At 49.4% G+C, this 20100-nt stretch carries 15 protein-coding genes; 8 read left to right on the forward strand and 7 right to left on the reverse strand.

Going from position 1 to position 20100, the window contains the following annotated elements; genetic code table 11:
• Positions 1 to 69 precede the first annotated feature (69 nt).
• From Q1A04_RS06845 to Q1A04_RS06865, 5 genes are all read left to right on the forward strand, one after another.
• Positions 70 to 1188, forward strand: coding sequence for an imelysin family protein (locus tag Q1A04_RS06845; RefSeq protein WP_299702982.1), 1119 nt, complete (start codon positions 70 to 72; stop codon positions 1186 to 1188).
• Positions 1189 to 1201: 13 nt separating this feature from the next.
• The gene (locus tag Q1A04_RS06850; RefSeq protein WP_299702984.1) at positions 1202 to 2584 is read left to right on the forward strand and encodes an HTTM domain-containing protein; all 1383 of its coding nucleotides are present in this window, start codon (positions 1202 to 1204) and stop codon (positions 2582 to 2584) included.
• Between the two features lie 2 nt (positions 2585 to 2586).
• Positions 2587 to 4998 carry a TonB-dependent receptor gene (locus Q1A04_RS06855; protein ID WP_299702988.1) on the forward strand — a complete coding sequence of 804 codons (2412 nt, stop codon included), beginning with the start codon at positions 2587 to 2589 and terminating at the stop codon, positions 4996 to 4998.
• Positions 4999 to 5066: 68 nt separating this feature from the next.
• Positions 5067 to 5387 carry a hypothetical protein gene (locus tag Q1A04_RS06860; RefSeq protein WP_299702991.1) on the forward strand — a complete coding sequence of 107 codons (321 nt, stop codon included), beginning with the start codon at positions 5067 to 5069 and terminating at the stop codon, positions 5385 to 5387.
• Between the two features lie 8 nt (positions 5388 to 5395).
• On the forward strand, positions 5396 to 5884 hold the full coding sequence (locus tag Q1A04_RS06865; protein ID WP_299702994.1) for a DUF2231 domain-containing protein: 489 nt from the start codon (positions 5396 to 5398) through the stop codon (positions 5882 to 5884).
• A 21-nt stretch (positions 5885 to 5905) separates the two neighbouring features.
• On the opposite strand, the gene yidD is transcribed toward Q1A04_RS06865, so the two are convergent.
• On the reverse strand, positions 5906 to 6127 hold the full coding sequence (yidD, locus tag Q1A04_RS06870) for a membrane protein insertion efficiency factor YidD (protein WP_299702997.1): 222 nt from the start codon (positions 6125 to 6127) through the stop codon (positions 5906 to 5908).
• A 96-nt stretch (positions 6128 to 6223) separates the two neighbouring features.
• Between yidD and Q1A04_RS06875 the strand changes: the two genes are divergently transcribed.
• The 3 genes from Q1A04_RS06875 (at position 6224) to Q1A04_RS06885 (ending at position 11932) form a co-directional block, all read left to right on the forward strand.
• On the forward strand, positions 6224 to 8551 hold the full coding sequence (locus tag Q1A04_RS06875; RefSeq protein ID WP_299703000.1) for a S46 family peptidase: 2328 nt from the start codon (positions 6224 to 6226) through the stop codon (positions 8549 to 8551).
• A gap of 492 nt (positions 8552 to 9043) precedes the next feature.
• Positions 9044 to 9835, forward strand: a complete 792-nt coding sequence (locus Q1A04_RS06880) for a hypothetical protein (protein ID WP_299703002.1) — start codon at positions 9044 to 9046, stop codon at positions 9833 to 9835.
• A 6-nt stretch (positions 9836 to 9841) separates the two neighbouring features.
• Positions 9842 to 11932, forward strand: coding sequence for a hypothetical protein (locus Q1A04_RS06885; RefSeq protein WP_299703004.1), 2091 nt, complete (start codon positions 9842 to 9844; stop codon positions 11930 to 11932).
• Here the strand turns inward: Q1A04_RS06885 and sigZ are convergent.
• The 6 genes from sigZ to Q1A04_RS06915 form a co-directional block, all read right to left on the reverse strand.
• Positions 11929 to 12561, reverse strand: a complete 633-nt coding sequence (gene sigZ / locus Q1A04_RS06890) for an RNA polymerase sigma factor SigZ (protein ID WP_299703006.1) — start codon at positions 12559 to 12561, stop codon at positions 11929 to 11931. The genes Q1A04_RS06885 and sigZ overlap by 4 nt on opposite strands.
• 170 nt (positions 12562 to 12731) lie before the next feature.
• Complete coding sequence (locus Q1A04_RS06895; RefSeq protein ID WP_299703009.1) at positions 12732 to 13154, reverse strand: ArsI/CadI family heavy metal resistance metalloenzyme; 423 nt, start codon at positions 13152 to 13154, stop codon at positions 12732 to 12734.
• Positions 13155 to 13278: 124 nt separating this feature from the next.
• Positions 13279 to 15177, reverse strand: coding sequence for a DUF3857 and transglutaminase domain-containing protein (locus Q1A04_RS06900; protein WP_299703012.1), 1899 nt, complete (start codon positions 15175 to 15177; stop codon positions 13279 to 13281).
• Positions 15178 to 15217: 40 nt separating this feature from the next.
• Positions 15218 to 17155: a DUF3857 domain-containing protein gene (locus Q1A04_RS06905; RefSeq protein ID WP_299703015.1), complete on the reverse strand. Its 1938-nt coding sequence runs from the start codon at positions 17153 to 17155 to the stop codon at positions 15218 to 15220.
• 28 nt (positions 17156 to 17183) lie between these two features.
• Positions 17184 to 19226 carry a DUF3857 domain-containing protein gene (locus tag Q1A04_RS06910; protein ID WP_299703018.1) on the reverse strand — a complete coding sequence of 681 codons (2043 nt, stop codon included), beginning with the start codon at positions 19224 to 19226 and terminating at the stop codon, positions 17184 to 17186.
• 445 nt (positions 19227 to 19671) lie between these two features.
• Positions 19672 to 20040 (reverse strand): hypothetical protein, encoded by a 369-nt coding sequence (locus Q1A04_RS06915; RefSeq protein WP_299703021.1) that lies wholly within the window; start codon positions 20038 to 20040, stop codon positions 19672 to 19674.
• Between the last annotated feature and the right edge of the window lie 60 nt (positions 20041 to 20100).

Consider the following 20100-nt stretch of genomic DNA (forward strand, 5'->3'; position numbering starts at 1 on the left):
TAACTTTTAAACACCAACAGCAGCCACGGCAATCCATTGCTTTGGCTGCTGCTTTTCAGCTTAATCACTATGACTGCACTAAAAAACTACACATTCGCCGCCGTACTGGCCTGCCTTGGGGCTCTGTCCGGCTGTGGCTCCAACGACGGTGACTCGGGTCCTACATCTGAGTATGATCGTCAGGCGATGCTTGCGAACTACGCTGACAACCTGATCGTTCCGGGTTATCAGAAATTTAAGACGGAGACAGACGAAATGGCCTCAGCCGTTACGGCATTCACTACTGATCCTACCGCCGCCACGCTCGCCGATGCCCGAAAAGAGTATCAGGAAGCCTACTTGGCTTGGCAGGAAGTAAGCGCCTACGAATTTGGTCCGGCCGATGAACAGTTGCTACGCAGTAACCTGAACATCTACCCTACCACCACTAGCCAAGTGGAAAACAACATCAGCAGCGGCAACTATAACTTGCAGACCACCGCCAACATGTCTGCCAAAGGCTTTCCGGCAATGGACTATTTGCTGTATGGCTCAGCAAGCGATGCTGCCACAGTAGACCAGTTCACGACTGCTGCCAACGCCGCCAACCGCAGAAAGTACCTGCAGGACATCACCAACCTAATTAAGGAGGCGGCAGATGTGACGCATACCGCTTGGACGACGGGCGATACCGCCAAAACCTTCAAAGAGACGGGCGGAACAGCCGTGGGTAGCTCCATCGGCAACCTAGTGAACGAGTTTAACTACGAGATGGACCTGACAAAGCGCGCCAAGGTAGGAATTCCTTCGGGCAGGTTCTCTGCCAATACGCCAGTTCCAGACAGAGTGGAGGCCTACTACAGCAATACCTCGCTGGCTTTGCTGGAGCGTAACCTTATAGCCCTGAAGGCAACCTTCATGGGGGAGTCCGCTGCGGGAGCCAACGGCCCGGGCTTGGATGACTACCTAGACCATGTGGACGCCAAGTACGGTGACAAGAATTTGTCTACGGCCATCATCCAGCAGTTTGATGCCGCCCTTGCCGCTGTGGCGGCTATGCCGGGGCCGCTATCACAGGCTGTCACCAGCAATCCGCAGGCCGTGACCCAAGTATATGACGAGCTGCAGAAGCTAATCGTCCTGACCAAAACCGATATGCCTGCCGCACTGGGTGTGACCATTACCTACACCGACAACGACGGCGACTAACTAACTTCTTGGTATGCTTCAAATCCTGAAAGCACGGCTTACAGCCCCTGTTTCTGCCGCTCCGCTGGCAGTTTTCCGCATCATCTTCGGCGGGATGATGCTGGGCAGTATTGTACGCTTTATCGCTAAAGGATGGGTGCACGAATTGTATGTGGCACCCAAGGTATACTTTCCATTTTATGGATTTGAATGGGTAAAGCCATTGGGCGAGACAGGTATGTACATCCTGTTTGGCCTGATGGCTTTTTCAGCGCTGGGCATCATGCTCGGGCTGTTTTACCGCTGGTCGGCTGTGCTTTTCTTTCTCAGCTTTACCTATGTGGAGCTCATCGACAAAACCAATTACCTCAACCACTACTACTTTGTCAGCATTGTAGCGCTGCTGATGATATTGGTGCCGGCACACCGCCATTTCTCCCTAGATGTGCTGCGCAAGCCACAGCTGTGGGTGAGCCAGGTGCCGGGCTGGACCGTGCTGATCTTTCAGCTGCAGTTGGGGCTCGTTTACTTTTATGCCGGCGTGGCAAAGCTGAATGCCGACTGGTTGTTCGAGGCGATGCCGCTGCGCTACTGGCTGCCAGCCCACACGCACCTGCCCCTGATCGGCCCCTTGCTCGACGAGGCATGGGTGGCGTTCCTGTTCTGCTGGTTCGGCGCCTTCTACGACCTGACCATCCCCTTCTTCCTGAGCTGGCGCAAAAGCCGGCCGCTTGCTTATTTCACGGTAGTGGTGTTTCACGTACTCACGGCGGTACTGTTCCAGATCGGCATGTTCCCTTACATCATGATGCTGAGCACGCTGATCTTCTTCTCCGCTGGCTTCCACGAAAAGATACTCTATACTTTCCGAGGTATAGCTAAGGTAAAGCCGTCCGAAACTACGATATTTGCACCCGTTTTCAGACCAGCCCAAGGTATACTGCTCAGCCTGCTGGCACTGCACTTCCTAGTACAGGTGCTGCTGCCGTGGCGCTTTATGCTCTACCCCGACAAGCTGTTCTGGACCGAGCAGGGCTACCGCTTTTCGTGGCGCGTAATGTTGATGGAGAAAGCCGGAACTGCCTTTTTCTATGTGCGGGACCCGCAGACCGGACAGGAGACAGAGATTCATAACCTTGATTACCTGACCGTGAACCAAGAGAAAATGATGGCCACACAGCCTGACATGCTCCTGCAGTTTGCCCATATATTGCGCGATGATTTCAAGGCCAAAGGTATAGCGGCACCTGAGGTGCGTGCCGAGGCCTATGTCACCATGAACGGCCGGGGCAGTCGGCTGCTGATTGATCCGAAATTTAATCTGGCAGCCGCTACGGATGACTTCCGTCACAAGCACTGGATATTACCTTTTGAATATAACGCTCAGCAGTCAGAAGCTGTGGGGCAGATAAAATAAATATGCGCTTTTCGCTCACTATCTTATTTCTACTAGGCAGCCTGCAACTAACGCTGGCGCAGTCCTATACTATTTCCGGTTCTATTCTGAATGCCAATACTAAAGATGCCGCTCCGGAGGCCGAAGTGCTGCTGGTGAACAATGGCAGCATTACAAAATCCGACGCTAAGGGAAACTTCCTCATCAAAAATCTTCCGGCCGGCACCTATACCCTGACCGCCTACAGCATCGGGCTGGGCAGCCAGACACAGCAGGTTAACATCAGCGACGCCAATGCCAACGTTCGATTTGAGCTAAAGCCGCTAGAAGGACAACTGCGGGAGGTAAACGTGAAGGGAGAGCGCGAAAAGACTTTCGGTATCACCCGCCTAAATTCTGTGGAGGGGACCGCCATCTATGAAGGAAAGAAGAGCGAGGTTGTGGTGCTGAATGACATCACAGCCAACAAGGCTACCAATAACAGCCGTCAGGTATTTGCCAAAGTGGCGGGCCTCAACATCTGGGAGAGCGACGGCGCTGGCCTTCAGTTGGGCATCGGCGGACGCGGCCTGAGCCCGAATCGCACCTCCAACTTCAACACCCGCCAGAACGGCTACGATATCTCGGCCGATGCCCTTGGCTACCCCGAGAGCTACTACACCCCGCCAACCGAGGCGCTGGATCGCATTGAAGTAGTGCGCGGTGCGGCATCGCTGCAGTATGGCACTCAGTTCGGTGGTATGATCAACTTCGTGATGAAAGAAGGACCGGAAGACAAGCCCTTCGAGCTGACTAGCCGGCAGACAGTAGGCTCTTGGGGTTTCCTGAATACTTTCAACAGCGTTGGTGGCACCAAAGGCAAGTTCCACTACTACGGTTTCTACCAGTACAAGCGCGGCGACGGCTGGCGTAAGAACTCGGGCTTTGATGCCCATACCGCCCTCGGCTCTGTGCACTACAAGCCGAACAGCAGGCTGGAGTTGGGCTTCAACTATACCTATATGGACTACTTGGCTCAGCAGCCGGGCGGATTGACAGACGCAGCCTTCAACCAAGATGCGCGCCAGTCGGTGCGTGACCGCAACTGGTTTAAAGTAAACTGGAACCTACTGGCCCTGACCTTGGACTACCGCGTGAGTGACCGCACAAAGATCAATGTCCGTAATTTCGGGCTGCTGGCGCAGCGCGATGCATTGGGTTTTATGGGCAAGATCAACCGCCCTGATGATATCACGCAGCCGCGCTTGTTGCTGCAGGATCAGTTCAACAACTTCGGAAACGAAACACGCCTGATCCACCGCTACGACCTTGGAAAATCTTTCTCTACTTTATTGGTGGGCGCTCGCTATTACCGTGGTTTTACGGACCAGCAGCAGGGCGATGGCTCCATAGGTTCAGATGCAGATTTCCGGTTTTACTCCGAAACAGGTGCTCCAAACGCTTCGAGCTACGATTACCTGAGCCGAAACGCCGCCCTGTTCGCTGAGAATATCTTCAACATCACCTCTAAATTCAGCATCACCCCGGGTGTGCGTTACGAGTGGATCAATACCAATGCCGAGGGCAGCTACCGTGATGTAAAGCCTGACTTGGCGGGCAACATCATCTATGATGAGGAAGTGCCGGAAGAGCGCAGCAATACGCGTAACATTTTGTTGTTAGGGATAGGTGTGAGTTACAAGCCAAGCGAGCAGATGGAAGTATACGGCAACTTCTCTCAGAACTACAGAGCGATCAACTTCAATGATATGCGCGTGATCAACCCGAACCAAATAGTAGACCAGAACTTGAAGGACGAAAGCGGTTACAGCTCCGATCTGGGTGCTAGAGGTAACATCAGTGGTCTTCTGAATTACGATGCCAGCCTTTTTTTCCTAGCTTACAAAGATCGCATCAACCTGTTTACCCCACTAGGAACACTACAGCGTATCCGCACCCAAGTAGGCGACTCCTATCACTATGGGCTGGAGACTTTTGTTGAGGCCGACCTGCTTAAATTATACTTTGGCGCAGATCACCCGACCAGTCTCTCTGCCTTCTCTAATGTTACGTTCGTGCACACCAAGTATAACAGCATCCTGAGTGATGTAGATGGTAAAAAGGTGGAGCTAGCCCCGGCAGTTATCGCCAAAACAGGGCTTTCCTTCAAGCGCAACAACTTTAAGCTGGCTTATCAGTATGCCTATACCGCAGAGCAGTATACCGATGCGCCGAACTCTGTGCTGGAACCAACCGCGGTGGTGGGCATTATACCTGCCTACTGGGTGATGGACCTCTCGGGCAGCTATACCTATAAGCGCTTCACGCTGGAGTCTGGCATTAACAACCTCACCGACAACCGCTACTTCACGCGCCGCGCCACAGGTTACCCGGGCCCTGGCATTATACCTTCGGATGCCCGCAACTATTATGTAACGCTTCAGTTTAAGCTATAAATCAAGCGTAAACTTCTCACTCTTATTAATTTTAGCCTATATTTGATCAACCTTAAAACAAAAAAATTATGAAAATCAAAAACCTGATCCTGCCTGCCCTTGTAGCGGCAGCGCCTCTCTTCTACTCCTGCGGGGAGCAGACTACTGATGTAGTTGAGTCTGGTACCTACCAAGGGGTGATACAGGAAGTAGAGCCTGAAAAAACAGAAATTTATGTGAAGACAGATGATGACAAAACGCTGGAACTTTACTTCACAGAAAACACAACCCTAACACACCAAGGTCAGACAGTGCCTTTTGAGCATTTGAAAGAAGGTGGCCGGGTAGAGGTACAGGTAGAGAAAGTAGGGAATAGATTGGACCCTATTGCCGTTACAATACTGGAATAACCATCATAATGGAACCAACCTCTTGGCGAACGGAGCTCTGGCACCCGCTTACACTGCACTTCCCGATAGCACTGTTGCTTTTTGCCACAGTAGCCAAGGTGGTAGCGGCTGTAATAAGTGGTGAGCAGCAGCAATTCTGGCAAAAGGTTGGTTCTTTACTACTATTTGTGGGTGGGGCCACCGTCTGGCTCGCCGTGTATACCGGCGACATGGCAGAGGGCATCGTGGCACGCAAAATCTGCGATCCAATCCTGCTTAAGCGTCATGAAACAGCGTCATTGAACATGGCTTGGCTCTTTACTGCAGCTGTCGCCCTACAATTGCTCTTATCTGTCAACCTGATCAAGGTATACCTGAAGGCACTGCGCCTGCTCACGCTTCTTCTTATGCTGATAGGTTCTGGTTACCTTATCTACTCCAGCCATTTGGGCGCGCAGGTTGTCTACGAACAGGCTGGCGGTGTTAACATTCCAACATCTGATTGCGCGGGATACTGATCTTTTCTGAATTAACATTTCTTACGGCACCGGATCATACCCACTCCCACCCCATGGGTGGCAGCGGCCTATGCGCTTTAGCGCCATCCAACCGCCTTTAAACGGTCCATGCTTGTTTACGGCACCGAGCGCATAGGCTGAGCAGGTTGGGGTGTAGCGGCAGGTAGCAGGCTTGAGGGGGGATATCATATTACGGTATACCCAGATGAGCGCGAGCAGGAGTTTTTTGAAAAGCCAAGTCATGGTGCCACTAAGTTGCGTTTTATTTGCCGAACAACTGTTAGGTAACGCAATTTTTAGATAAATTTGTCACAGTTTAACTAATCTAAACAAAATTTCATGTTAAAAAGAATCCTTTCACTCCTTCTTTTAGTTTCGCTTTGCGTTCCCTTCGCAAAGGCGGACGAAGGTATGTGGCTGCCGATGCTGATCAAGCGCCTAAACCACGCTGACATGCAGAAAAAAGGCCTGCAGCTGACTGCCGAAGAAATCTACAACGTGAACAACTCCAGCCTAAAGGACGCCATTGTGCAGTTCGGCGGCTTCTGTACGGGTGAGTTCATCTCCGCTGAAGGTCTGTTGCTGACAAACCACCACTGTGGTTACGGCCAGATTCAGTCGCACTCCACTCCTGAGAAAGATTACCTGACCAACGGCTTCTGGGCCATGGATCGCAAGCAGGAGTTGCCAAACGAAGGCCTGTTCGTGGACATTCTGGTGCGTATGGACGACGTGACTGGCAAAGTGCTGGAAGGCATTGATAACAACATGCCAGAAAAAGAGCGTCTGCAGCTTGCTTCGCAGCGTGCGCAGGCTATCGCCAAAGAAGCCAGCGACAACGGTCAGTATGTGACCTACGTGCGTGACTTCTTCAACGGCAACGAATACTACCTGTTCGTGTACGAGCGCTTTAATGACGTGCGTCTGGTAGGTACGCCTCCGTCTGCCGTGGGTAAGTTTGGTGGTGACACCGACAACTGGATGTGGCCACGCCACACCGGTGACTTCGCGATGTTCCGCGTGTACATGGCACCAGACGGCAAGCCAGCCGCTTACGCTGAGAACAACGTTCCTTACAAGCCAAAGCACCACCTACCAATCAACATCGGCGGTGTGGAGCAAGATGACTTCGCAATGGTATTCGGTTTCCCGGGCCGCACGAAGCGTTTCATGACTTCCGAAGGTCTGGTACTGGACGTAGAGCAACTGAACAAGTCTCGCATTAAACTGCGTGACAAAAAATTAGCTCTTTGGAAAGAAGACATGGACAAGAGCGATGCTACCCGCATCCAGTATGCCTCTAAGTATGCTTCCACTGCCAACTACTACAAGTACTCTATCGGTCAGAACGACGGCATTAAGCGCATGAAGACGGTGGAAGGCAAGCAAGCGGACGAGAAGAAATTCCAAGCTTGGGCCGATGCCAATGCAGAGCGCAAAGCCATGTATGGCAGCGCCCTGAACGACATGAACGAAGCCTACAAAGAAATTGAGAAGTATAACCTAGGCAGCGTATACCTGAACGAAGCGGTGTTGGGCACAGAAGCTCTTCTGTTCGCTTACCGTATGTCTGCTTTGAATAACGCATTGAAATCTGGTAACGCCGATGCCGCTAAGAAAGCAGCTGAAGACCTGAAGCCAAGAGCTGATGCTTTCTTCAAAGACTACAACATGGCAACTGACAAGAAAGTGTTTGCCGCCATGATGAAGTTCTACCACGAAGACATCGCCAAAGACCAGCAGCCAGAAGCTTTCAAGCAAATGGTAGCCAAATACAAAGGCGACTTCAACAAACTGGCTGACCACGTGTACAGCAACTCGTTTGTGGTGAACAAGCAGAAAGTGGATCAGTTCCTGAACAACCCTACGCAGAAGCAACTGGCCAACGACCCTGCTTTCGCCTTGGTGAACTCAATTCTGGAAAACTATCAGCAGAATATTGCGCCTAAACTGGGTGAAAGCAATGCCAAATTGGCCCGTGCGAATCGCCTATATGTAGCCGGTCTGCGTCAGATGAACCCGGACAAGGTATACTACCCGGATGCTAACTCAACTATCCGTCTAAGCTACGGTTCTGTGAAGAACTACAAGCCTTACGACGGTGTGACGTATGAGACTTTCACCACTATGGAAGGTGTGATGCAGAAAGAAGACCCGAACAACGAGGAATTCATCGTTCCGGCGAAACTGAAGCAGCTGTACGAAGCAAAAGATTACGGTCGCTATGCTAACAAGGACGGTGACCTGATCGTTAACTTCATCACCGACAACGACATCACAGGCGGTAACTCAGGTTCTCCGGTGATTAACGGTAACGGTGAGCTAATCGGTCTGGCCTTCGACGGTAACTGGGAAGCTATGACTGGTGACTTGGTATACGACCCGGATTACAAGCGTTGCATCAACGTGAGTGCCAACTACGTGCTGTTCATGGTGGACAAGTACGCGGGCGCCTCTAACCTGATCAACGAGATGACGATCGTAGACACCAACAGCCCGGGCCCAGCCGACGCTGGCGTAGCCGCCGGTGCTTCTGACAACGGCTCAACTGAGTTGCTGAACGCAGCCATCGAAGAAGCGAAAGCTGATCTGGCTGCTGGTAAGAAATCAGTGAAGATCAAGAAGAAAGACGGTAAGAGAAGAGCAACAGTTGAAGTAAAAAACTAAGCTGATTCTTAACTGAATAAAGCAAAGGCGCTGGGGATATTCCTCAGCGCCTTTTTTATTGGGTTAGGATTTTTAACGATGAGCTGGATTTCTGGAATACTTACGTGGATATGTTTGTAGGGACAGGTCGCAATCTAATGACGTCAACTTAAGGATCTTCCTGTCATTTCGAACGCAGTGAGAAATCTGAAATATTGCTTTTGCTCTCAAAGTATCCAGATCTCTCCATTCTGTCGAGATGACAACAAGGGTTTATGCTTCTTAAGTTGACGGCATTGGGCCGGGACCTATCCGTACAGTTGTAAACATTCTAATCATGTTGATCTGAAAATTTCTGGGGCATGGGTACTTTATGGGTCTATCAATCCTGTTCATCGTTAAAAATCCTAATTCTAACAAACCCTCCTCCTACACCCTCGTACATAGCACTTTAGCTATAAATCGACATTACATGGGATAGCGAAACCTCTACAAAACAAACTTAATTTCTTATTGCTCCTCTTACTGCCTTGCCTCGCACAGGCTCAGGCCGATGTGCCTGCGGGTGCACGTGCCGCTGCGTTGGGAAATGCCTCTGTCACGCTGCCTGACCTCTGGGCGCTCAACAACAATGTGGCAGGTATAGCTAGCCTCGAGAAAGCACAAGTTGGTGCTTATGCGGAGAACCGTTTTGGTATACGAGCCTTCTCAACAATGACGTTGCAAGCGGTATACCCTACTGCCAAGTATGGCAACTACGGTGTGAGCATGAGCCGTTTTGGCGATGAGCTTTTCAGTCAGCAGCACGTGGGAGTGGGTGTAGGTCACAAGTTGGGGCAGTTTAGCTTGGGTGTGAAGGCTGATTTGTGGCAGGTCGCGGCTGAAGGGTTTGGCAGTCGCAAAGCCGTGGCGTTTTCGGTGGGCGGACAGGCGGAGATTGTGCCGGGATTCTTTTTTGGAGCCTATGCCTACAATGTCAACCAAGCCAAGCTGGCCGCTTTCGACGACGAGCGACTACCCACCATCATGAAAGCCGGTCTCGGCTATCGACCTTACCAGAAACTCCTTTTACTCGCCGAAACCGAAAAGCACATCGACTTTCCCGCCAACTTCAAAGCAGGTATAGAGTACCAGCTTTTGCAGGAGAAAGTGGCCCTGCGCTCGGGCTTTAGCACCCTTACCAACCGTGCTACTTTTGGCATAGGTTTTAAGGCTCGCCAACTTATCGCCGATTACGCTTTCGGCTCCACCACATTGCTGGGTGTGAGCCATCATCTGTCGCTATCCTATACCTTTCAAAAGTAAAACCGGATGAGACAAGGTATAGCGACGCTCCTTCTGATACTTTGCATTTGGTTGCCGACGCAGGCACAGGACTACCCACGCCAGACCTTCGATTTCGACCTGTTCGTACAAGAGCTCTTTGCGCAGCAGGAAGACGATAACGTGCCCTACGAAGACTTCTACGAAACACTTTTTCAATACTTCCAGCGCCCCATCGACCTCAACCGAACCACACCCGAAGAACTAGCCTCACTCTACATCCTGTCCCGTCCGCAGATTGCCTCCTTCTTCCGCCACATCCAGGAAAACGGCCCTCTGCTCAGCATTTACGAACTGCAGGCTATACCAGATTTTGACTTGATCACGATCTACAAACTGGTCTACTTTGTCCGGGTAGATAATGCTGGCCTCAACGCCGACCAGCGCCCGCTGCTGCAACGCATCGTGGGCGAAGACAACAATGCGCTGATCATCCGCTACGAACGCACCCTGCAGGAGCGCCGCGGCTATACCTCCGTCGACACGAGCAGCCGCTCCACAACGCGCTACCTCGGCTCACCGGATAAAGTGCTGATGCGCTACCGCGTGAGTCATACGCGCGACTACAGTCTGGGATTTACCGCTGAGAAAGACGCAGGCGAACAGTTCATCTGGGATTCCAGCACCCGTCGCTACGGCTTCGACTTTTACTCAGCCCATTTGCAACTCTACAACAAGGGTAAATTTAAGACCATTGCCTTAGGCGATTATCAATTGCAGTTCGGACAGGGATTGTTGCTTTCTTCGGGTTATAGTGTCGGCAAAGGCAGCGAGACCATCACGACTGTCAGTCGACCAAACGTGGGAATAAGGCCTTACAGTTCAGTGCTGGAGCACGCCTTTTACCGGGGCGCAGCCGCAACTTATACTTTAGGTCGGGTGGATGTGACGGGCTTTGTGTCAAGCAAACGAGTAGATGCGAACTTGCAGGCGCAGCTAGATACGCTGGATAACTTTGGGGACTTCTTTACAGGTATACAGACCACGGGGTTCCACCGTACACCAACCGAACTGGCAAATAAAGGGCAGGCCCGGGAAAAGATCATTGGCGGAAATGCGACTTACCAAAGTCGCAACCGCACCTTGCTGACTGGTATAACGGCGATGGCTACCACTTACAGTTCCCCCATTCAGAAGTCGGGTCTGCCTTACCAACGTTTTGAGTTTGGCGGCACGAGCAATTACAATATCGGCACCAACTACGCCTACACTTGGCAGAATGTATACCTATTCGGCGAAACGGCTATCTCCAAAAGCGGTGGCCTAGGCACCGTGAACGGTCTCACTGCCAACCTCTCCAACAAAGTGGAGCTGGCCATGCTCTATCGCTACTACGCCCGCGATTTCCATACCTTCTATGGTGGTTCGTTTGGGGAAAGCACACGCAACATCAATGAGCAGGGTTTTTACACGGGTATCAAAATCAAGCCATTTCCGAAGTGGGAGCTCACGGCTTTTTACGACCGCTTCCGCTTCCCGTGGCTGCGCTACCGCGTAGATGCTCCTTCGCAAGGCAATGAGTACATGCTGCGGCTCTACTTCCGGCCAAACCGCCAGAGTTCGCTTTACGCTCAGTTCCGAGCCGAAAGCAAAGGCCGCAACATAGCCGAAAACATTACAAGCTCGGATTATGTCGGGCAGGCCAATCGCAAAAACTACTTGTTATATTATGAATTCACACCGACGCCAGTGGTCAACCTCCGCTCTAGAGTGCAGTTCAGCAGTTTCGACTTGGAGTCGCCCCAAACTACGGGATACTTCATTTCCCAAGATGTTAACTTCAACTTCAATAAGTTTCGCCTCAGCACACGCTACGCCATCTTCGACACCGACGATTACGAAACCCGCCAGTATGCCTTCGAGCGGGACGTGCTGTATGCTTTCTCTATACCTGCCTTTAGTGGCCGCGGCACCCGGCTATATGCCTTGTTGCAGTTCAGGCCGATGCGCAAAATGGATGTTTGGGTAAAATACGGCCTGACGCACTACCGCAACCAAAGAACAGTCGGTTCGGGTTTGGAGACGATTGAAGGACCGAGAAGATCTGACATTCGAGTGCAGGCAAGGTATAGGTTTTAATCCCTACTCCCTTTTAATTGCACCTGCAACGGCCTGCAACTTTCCTTTGCTGTGGCACTCACCAAAGCACCTTTCCTATCAAGCTCCAGATGGCAGCATTCCAGAAACAGTTCTTTCAATTTCTCACGGCCGCGCTGCACACGCGACTTGGCGCCCGAATAGGACATCCCTAACCGCTCAGCGATCTCTTTCTGACTGATCCCTTCTATTTCACTCAGACGAAGGGGCTCGGCGTATTCGGTGGGAAGCATATTAATGAGTGGCAGCACAAGATTCTCACTATCTGGATGTCCTGCTTCTTGACTAAACTGTTCTTCCAGTTTGCTTTCGTCCTCAATCGGCATGGTGCGCCCCTGCTCGCGGTAATAGTCGTACACGGCGTTGCGGGCTATTTGGTAGAGCCAAGCATTCATGTTGCGCACATCCTGCAGCTGCTCGCAGTGTTTGTAGAGCTTCACGTAGAGCTGTTGCAGAATGTCGTTGGCCTCGTCTTTGTCTTTCACGCGCTTCAATACAAAGCCTCTAAGTTTGTCCTCGTACGCTAGGTAGACAGGCGCTACGGCGGAACAGGTGTCTACTGGCGTTACAACCTGATCACCTGAGCAAGTATGGCAGCTTTTATTTTCCATGGCGCAACGATTTTATGATTAGTCGAGAATGAATCCACACATCAATTTACGAAGAAAAATATGGAAAAGACAAACTCAAGAATACCTCCATTGACACCTATAAAAATAGCCGGACCACGGCAGGTATGGCGTATACCTGCCGTGGTCCGGCCTAGTAGTTTTATTTTGTACTAAATGGCAGCTTCTTGGTTTGTGGCAGTGGGGCGGGCGTTTGTACCTTCACCGTATACAGTGGCTTCTCCGAAGGTATAGAAGGCTTCCCAGTCTACGCCTTGCGGGTCGGTTATCCACGACTTCTCTGACTTGGCATAACAGCAAGTGCACTTTCCTTCCTCCCGGATGGCGCCTTTGGCTTGCTTCAGCCTGCCGTATACTTCTGCCAGTTCCTCTTCGCTTTCGGCCTGTATACCCAAGTGCTCTATACCTGCGTTTTCGGGATGCAGCGAAATAGCAAAATTAATGCGTGGGTCTTCCAGCATCCATTTGGCATAGTCTTCTTTCAGCACAGTTGGCTTTGCCCCAAACAGCGCTGTGTAAAAAGCGAGTGACTCGTGTATTTTTTTAACGCGCACATTCACATGGAATCTTTTCATGGCTTTGTCTTTTTAAGGTGATGCTTTTGATTTACACCTTGAGGACGGCGTCCCTCCTGAAAAGACGCAGCCCCTCGGAAAATATTTTCCATGGGGCTGCATTAACTTCTTGTAAAGAACTGATTTACTGCACGTTTTTCACAAATACCAGTTGTTGCATATCAGCTTTGTACACATTGTTCATAAACTCAACCATAGCGGCATACACCTCTGGCTTAAAGCGGCCTTTGTGCATTTCCAACACACGCGTATAGATAATACGCTGTTCCTCTACCTGCACTGAAGCGCTGTAGTTGCCAAATTCAGTAGCATAGTGGGTATCATTGGGTTTGAATTCCAAGGTATAGCCAGCCGGCATTTCATAAACGACCGTATCGATGTTAGTATAAGCCGTGGAGCGAACCACATCCCACTGGCGCTTACCGGTATTCTGCGGTACCGAAGCCCAGCGGTTCATCAGGTTTGGAGTCAGGAACATTCGTTTTCCACTCACCGTCACACACTGGCGCAGGTTTAGCTCCAGTGTTTCGTTTACCTCTGGCATACGGCCTTTTTTAAGATCAAACGAATAGCTTTTCACATCAAAAGCAGGTATGTCGATGTTGCGGTACAGCCATTTGCGCTGCTCCTCGGGGGACAGGCTATGGATGATGTCGCGGTGGTCTTCGTGCTCCACTCCGGTATAGCGTGTCTGTATCTGCGCCATCCCGTTTCCGGTTTCATCCAGCTTTACGGCGGCAGTGCGACTTTGCAGGTTGTCCTTGGCGGTATAGGCCTGCGTTTTTACCAACTTTCCTCCTTCTGGGGTGATAAGCAGGGCATGTCGGTCTCCGGTGAAGCTTCCGGAGAAGCCAGCTGATTCGATTTGGCTGGTACACTCCAACCACAGGGTATCCTGCTTCATGGGCACACACAAAATGACGTGATTGAACTGCTGACTTGGAAAATCAGTTAGAACGCCTCGGTCATTTGAACCGCCATTCACCAAGGCGTAAATCGAAGGTATACCTACCGCCTTGAGCATAGACTGCGTATAGTTGGTGAGCGCCTTGCAGTCACCGTAACCTTTGGCATCCACAAAACTGGCCTCGAAAGGCTGCCAGCCGCCCAAGCCTAGTTGAATGGACACATAGCGGGTGTTAGACTGCAGGTACTCATAAATCTTAACGATCTTCTCACGCGGATCGTCTATACCTGCCACAAGGGTTTGCAGCTTTACTTTGGTGGCTTCCGGCAGCTCGTCACGCCCCTCACTCAGTTTACTCACCCACTTGCCATAGGATTCCCATGTCTCCATATTGCCCTTGTAGCCCTGCACCTCAAAATCTGTGGGAGCAGTGCGAACCATCGGCAGAATTTCCCACATGCTCGGTCCGTAGGGCTCGCTCTCTATCGGGGTCAGGTTGCTAACCTCCCAGCTGTATACATCGTGCGCGGCTGTCGACTCTTGTCTGGCTTTTTGAGTTAAGTTACTTTCGCGGTAGCGCAACTTCATGCCTTTGGGCATGTTCACTTTAAAGGTGGCTTTCTCTACAGAGGTCTTGCTATTGACCAGCGGTATCCAAGTCGGGTAGAAAAGCATATTGCTCGACGTGACTTGGTATTCAAACTCTACCCTGTAAGGATACATGGTATGTGACAAGTCAGCATGCTTCATTCGGTTTTCAAGCACCTCATAATCGGCACTGCCGTTGCCTACATCTTTGATATCGCCATTCTTCAGTGTCTTGATTTTCTTCCCGTTCTTGTCGTAACTGGTGCCTTTAATAAAATTAATCTTGTGAAGTCTGTCATAAGGCACGTATAGGTTGGCGTGGTCTTTTCCGCCCGAATTAAGAATCGTGATCACTGAACGCACATAGGTAGTGCCATTACTTATCGAGTTAACCGTAAAGACTGTCTCCTCCTGCTCTATAATGGCATTGGCACCTTTAGAAAGGTCTTTGCTAAATGGCAAGGCCTGCACCTGCATTATAAACACAAGGCAGGCGGCCATCCATAATTTGTAAAAGTTTGGTCTCATATCACGATTGGGTAAAGTTGTACCTATTGCGAGCGCGATTCTATTTTCTCTTGAGCACGATCTTTTCTGCGTGCTTGGCAACTATCTGGTTATATAGCTCCTTCAGATATGGGTATTCTTCTGCGTAGTAAATGGGTTTTACAATATCGATCCTGCTCATTACTTCTACTACATTTCCATTTTTTTCAACAATGTATGTAAAGCTTCCCCCATTGTTAGGCAGTTTCATTAACACATTTTGTGGAGAATCCTCCAGTTCGTAGTTCTCAGGTATAGTGAAACGACATATAAGTGTCTCGCTGATCGGAACAGCAAAATCAACTGGATATGCCCGCTGCTCCATCTTGAACGGATTCTCCTTCTCCCCTTGGCCCAGCATCGGGTTTAGGTAAATCACATCAACAGGATGTGGACTACCAGTACTTTCAACTTTATATTGCAGCTCCAGTGGGCTGCTCAGGTCGCTGATGTTCTTAAAAGATGGGGTGCTGACTTTGTAGGTTCCTATTTCCTTGTTGAGTTTCTCTGTATACTTCTGTTCTCCTTCTTCAGTAATCTCTTTGCGTATGTACAGCGCTCTGTAGCCACCGCTGACCTCTTTTGCTTCGCCTTTTATTTGGCCTTGCGCATTCACTACTAAGTTGCCATTGTAGTACTTCTGATACAGGCCTGATGGCTTCAGTTCCACCCAACGGGCAGCTTTTGATTTTACAAGGTACCCTTCTCCGTTGAGACTGCGGACAGGCAGCATGCCGGCAGGCAGCATCGGATCGGTGGCATCTAGTAGAAATTCTTTGCCATCAACCGTTACGTGAGCAATCACATAGTTAAACTTGTTGAGCAAGGGGGTTCCTTTGTATACCCGCCCGTGTTCGCGCGTGCTCACCAGTACAGGTGCCGCATCAAGGCCGGCTTCTTGCAGCATAGCCGTGAGGAGCAGATTTACCTCGGCCGCGCTTCCGGATTTACTCTCAAAAGCCTTGCGAAGCGCCCCGGTGGTATAAATCCCGTACTTACCATTCCAGTTCATGCTTTTTTGCACGTGACTGTAAATAGTCGCCATTTGCTTCTCCGGCTCACTATGCGTACTCACCAAGGCCGCAATACCATCCTTAAAGAACCCCTTGCGATTGAGCTGGCTTCCGAATCGTTCGTCTTGTAGTAACTCATCAACCACCTGCTTCCAGTCCCCTGTCATCACTTCGTCGTTCTTGCCTGGCACACGCAGCATCTGTAGTTCGAACTCAATTTTGGCCTGATAGTCGCCCAGTGTCGTAATGTATTTCTCTGCACGCAAAGCTGGCAGGTCCACCATAACCCAGCGGTAACCATTTATGTTGGTATCATACTTGTCGTTGGGTTCGTGCAGTTTGTGATAACCGTGTTGCAGTGTTTTATAGTCAAAATACTGCGGAATTCTGGCTCGATACTCGCTCCAGACAGTAGGTATGGTATTCTGGAAGCCCCATTCACGCAAATTGTAAATAAAGTCTGAAGTGACGGTATAACTATACTCGATCACGGACCCTTCTTTTACATTAGGCATGGTAAATTTCTTAGAACGCCTGTTTTCGGAATACTGCTCTTCGAATACGGCGCTTTGTTCTAGTTTGGACTTTGTTATTTTGCCGTTCTCGATATTGTAGGTATAACCCTTCACAGCACTCATCGTTTCCTTTCTGGAACCTTGTTGGTACAATGGGACAGACACGTTAGCCCAATCATAACCCGACTTTTTAAGGATCTTAATCCTAGTCCGCCGCTCAAAGATTAAACTAAGAGACCCACCTGCGCTGAAGTAAGAGACGCCATAATCTGATAGAATAACGGCAGCTGCGGAAGTGTCTTTATCGTAGCTGCGCATCATGAGTTCTGCCTCACCCACTTTCCCGTATTTATAGGGGCCTGACTGTGCGTGACTATCAGATAAGCGGAGACACAAGCCAGCAATCAAAAGAATAACAATTGTTGTTCTCATCGGCACATTCATAAAGCAGACAGATAAATCAGTTGTTGGCAACTTTTTTAAGCACAATCTGCTCTGCATGTTTGGCCACTATCTGGGTATAGAACTCTTTCAGGTATGGATACTCTTGGGCATAGTATACTGGCTTTGCCATTATAATCTTGCTCATGACCTGCACTGTGCTTCCCTCTTGCTGCACCACATACATAAACCGCCCTCCGTTTTCAGGTAAAGAGATCATAGCATTCTGAGGGGCCTCTTCTAGCACATAACCTTCTGGCAACTCAAAACGACAGATATAGGTTTGATCTATAGGAGCGGCAATATCTACAGGGTATAGCCTAGTCTCTAGCTTAAAGGGATTTTCCTTCTCTCCCTGTCCCAGCATAGGATTTACATAAATCACATTGGCAGGCTGACTATTGCCACTGGCGGTCAGGCTATAATTGATATCAAGTGACTTATCCAGTATGTTTACGTTATTGAAAACAGGCTTACCTACACTATAATTACCGACTTCCTTACTGAACTTCTCAGCATAACTCTCTTCTCCTTCGTCAAGTAGAGTTTTGCGAAGGGTAAATGCGTTATAACCTGCTCTTGATTCTGTAATGTTGCCGTTTATCCCGCCACTCTGATCGATGGTCATTATGCCGTTATAAAGCTTCATATTACTCATTATAGGCTGCAGGGCTACCCAGCGCTGGTCTGTCTGCTTGATCAGGCGGCCTTGGCCATTGAGGCTGCGTACGGGCAGCATGCCTGTCTGTAACAAAGGATCAGTAGCATCAAGCAGCAAGTCTTTTCCATCAATTGCCACATGAGCAATTACATAGTTAAACTTATTGAGCATCGGGGCTTCCTGAGGCGGACGGCCATGCTCTCTCGTGCTTACTAGCACAGGGGCCGCGTCGATGCCCGCCTCTTGCAGCATGGCTACAAGCATGAGATTGATTTCAGCGGCACTACCCGTTCTATTTTCGTAAGCTTTGCGTAGAGGACCTGAGATGTAAATACCGTATTTACCGTTCCATTTCATGGTGCTTTTCACCATGTCATAGATCGTTGCCATCTGTTCTTCCGGTTTGGTGTACTTGGCTGTTATAGCAGCGATGTCATTCTTAAAGAAACCCTTTCGGTTTAGTTGGGCACCAAACCGGTCTGAATCAAGCATCTCTTTAGTCACTTGGTCCCAGTTGCCAGTCATCATCTGCACTGTCTGTCCCGGGTACTTCACCGACTGCAGTTCAAACTCTATTTTGGACTGGTAATCCCGCAGAGTGGTGATATAGCTTTCGGGGCGCAGTGCCGGAGCGTTTTTAACCACCCAGTGGTAAGTCGTGTTTTCCGCTTCTACGACGGAAGAGCCACCCGATGTTCTTCCCCCTCCTATACCTGGCACAATCTCAGAAGACCATGTAACTGTGAAATTCTCCTTGCCACGCTCCCTGTTAGCCTCGTTGAAGTTTAAATAACCCTGTTGCAGAAGTTTATAATCATAGTATTCCGGAATGCGCACCTTATACTCGCTGTGAGCCACTGGAATAGTGCTTTGAAACTCCCACTCGCGCAGGTTATACAGGAAGTCAGACGAAATTGTATACGAATACTCTATAATAGAGCCTTCCTTTACATTTGGCATCATAAACTTCTTCATATGCCAGTTTTCGCTTGTCTGCTCGCTGAATACTGCCTTCGAATCTAGTTTATCTTTTGTTACTTTTCCTCCCTCTAGGTTATAGGTAAAGCCCTTAATGCTGTAAACCTGCTCTTTGTTAGTGCCTTTCTGGTAAAATGGGATTTCAACGTTTGCTGCATTATAGCCTGACTTTTTCAGTACCTTAATACGAGTGTGCCGCTCAAATATGACTCTAAAACCCTTGTTGTAAGTGAAATAAGAGTAACCTACATCGGACAACACAACTGCAGCGGCACTGGTGTCCTGTTCGTAGTTACGCATAGTCAACTCCGAATCATCAATCTTTCCGAATTTTACTGGATAAGTTTGGCCAGAGACGCTAACAGTTCCGATTAAAAAGAACATAGCGAGACCTGCAAGAATGGTAGAGGTTTGCAATTTCATAGGCAAATAAAGATTAAATTTATAGATATGCTTCAGCGTGCCGGAAGTGCTCAGTTTTAATACTTTACCTGCTGGATACTTCAACAAACCGATCCATAAATTAAATATTATTATCCTATATAGTCAATATGAATTATTTATAATTTATATAATATGATTGCAGTCCAGTTTTCTTAAACTTTATAATCCAAGAGATAAACTAGCACCAGTAATCAAAAACAGATAAACTTAACTTATTTTTGGGACACTGCAGAAAAGCAAATACTTATAAAAATCCAATCGAATAAAATGGTTTACTATTATTGTAAATTATATAATTTTAATAAATAATATAACCTATAACACAGGCTAACCGATTGGATTTATAATGCTTCAGATGAGAGGGGTAAAATTAGCGAAGAGACGGGCTCTGGGAGTGAAGGTGAGCCCGCCTCTTTGCTCAGTATTACAGGTAGGATGAAAAATTCTTGCTGTCCTGCCAGAACTCGCGGCAGGTTTCGCGTTGTCTTTCTAGAAATTCGTGGTCACGCTTCAGGGTTTTCCAATCGCCGTAGCCTAAGCGCTCGCAAAGCTTAAAGAAGCTGTCGCCTTGGTTTTGACGCCCTTTGACACGCACCAAGGCGCTCAGCAGCGGACGTCCCGCAGCATGCTCAGATTCAGAAATTTCGTCGATTACTTCGTTGAGTTGCGACTTCTCGTAAGTGTTTTCGAGGTTGAGGCCCAGTTCGGCTTCTAATATCAGATTTTGGAATGACATCAGGTGAGCGCGACCGCGGGCTACTTGAATGAGTTTTTTTCGTACGCGTGTATTCATGGTTCTTTTTAAGATAATGAAGGACAGCGGACTACACCTACTATTTTACTTAGTAAGTCC

The organism is uncultured Pontibacter sp., from assembly GCF_947499215.1.
Classification (GTDB): domain Bacteria; phylum Bacteroidota; class Bacteroidia; order Cytophagales; family Hymenobacteraceae; genus Pontibacter.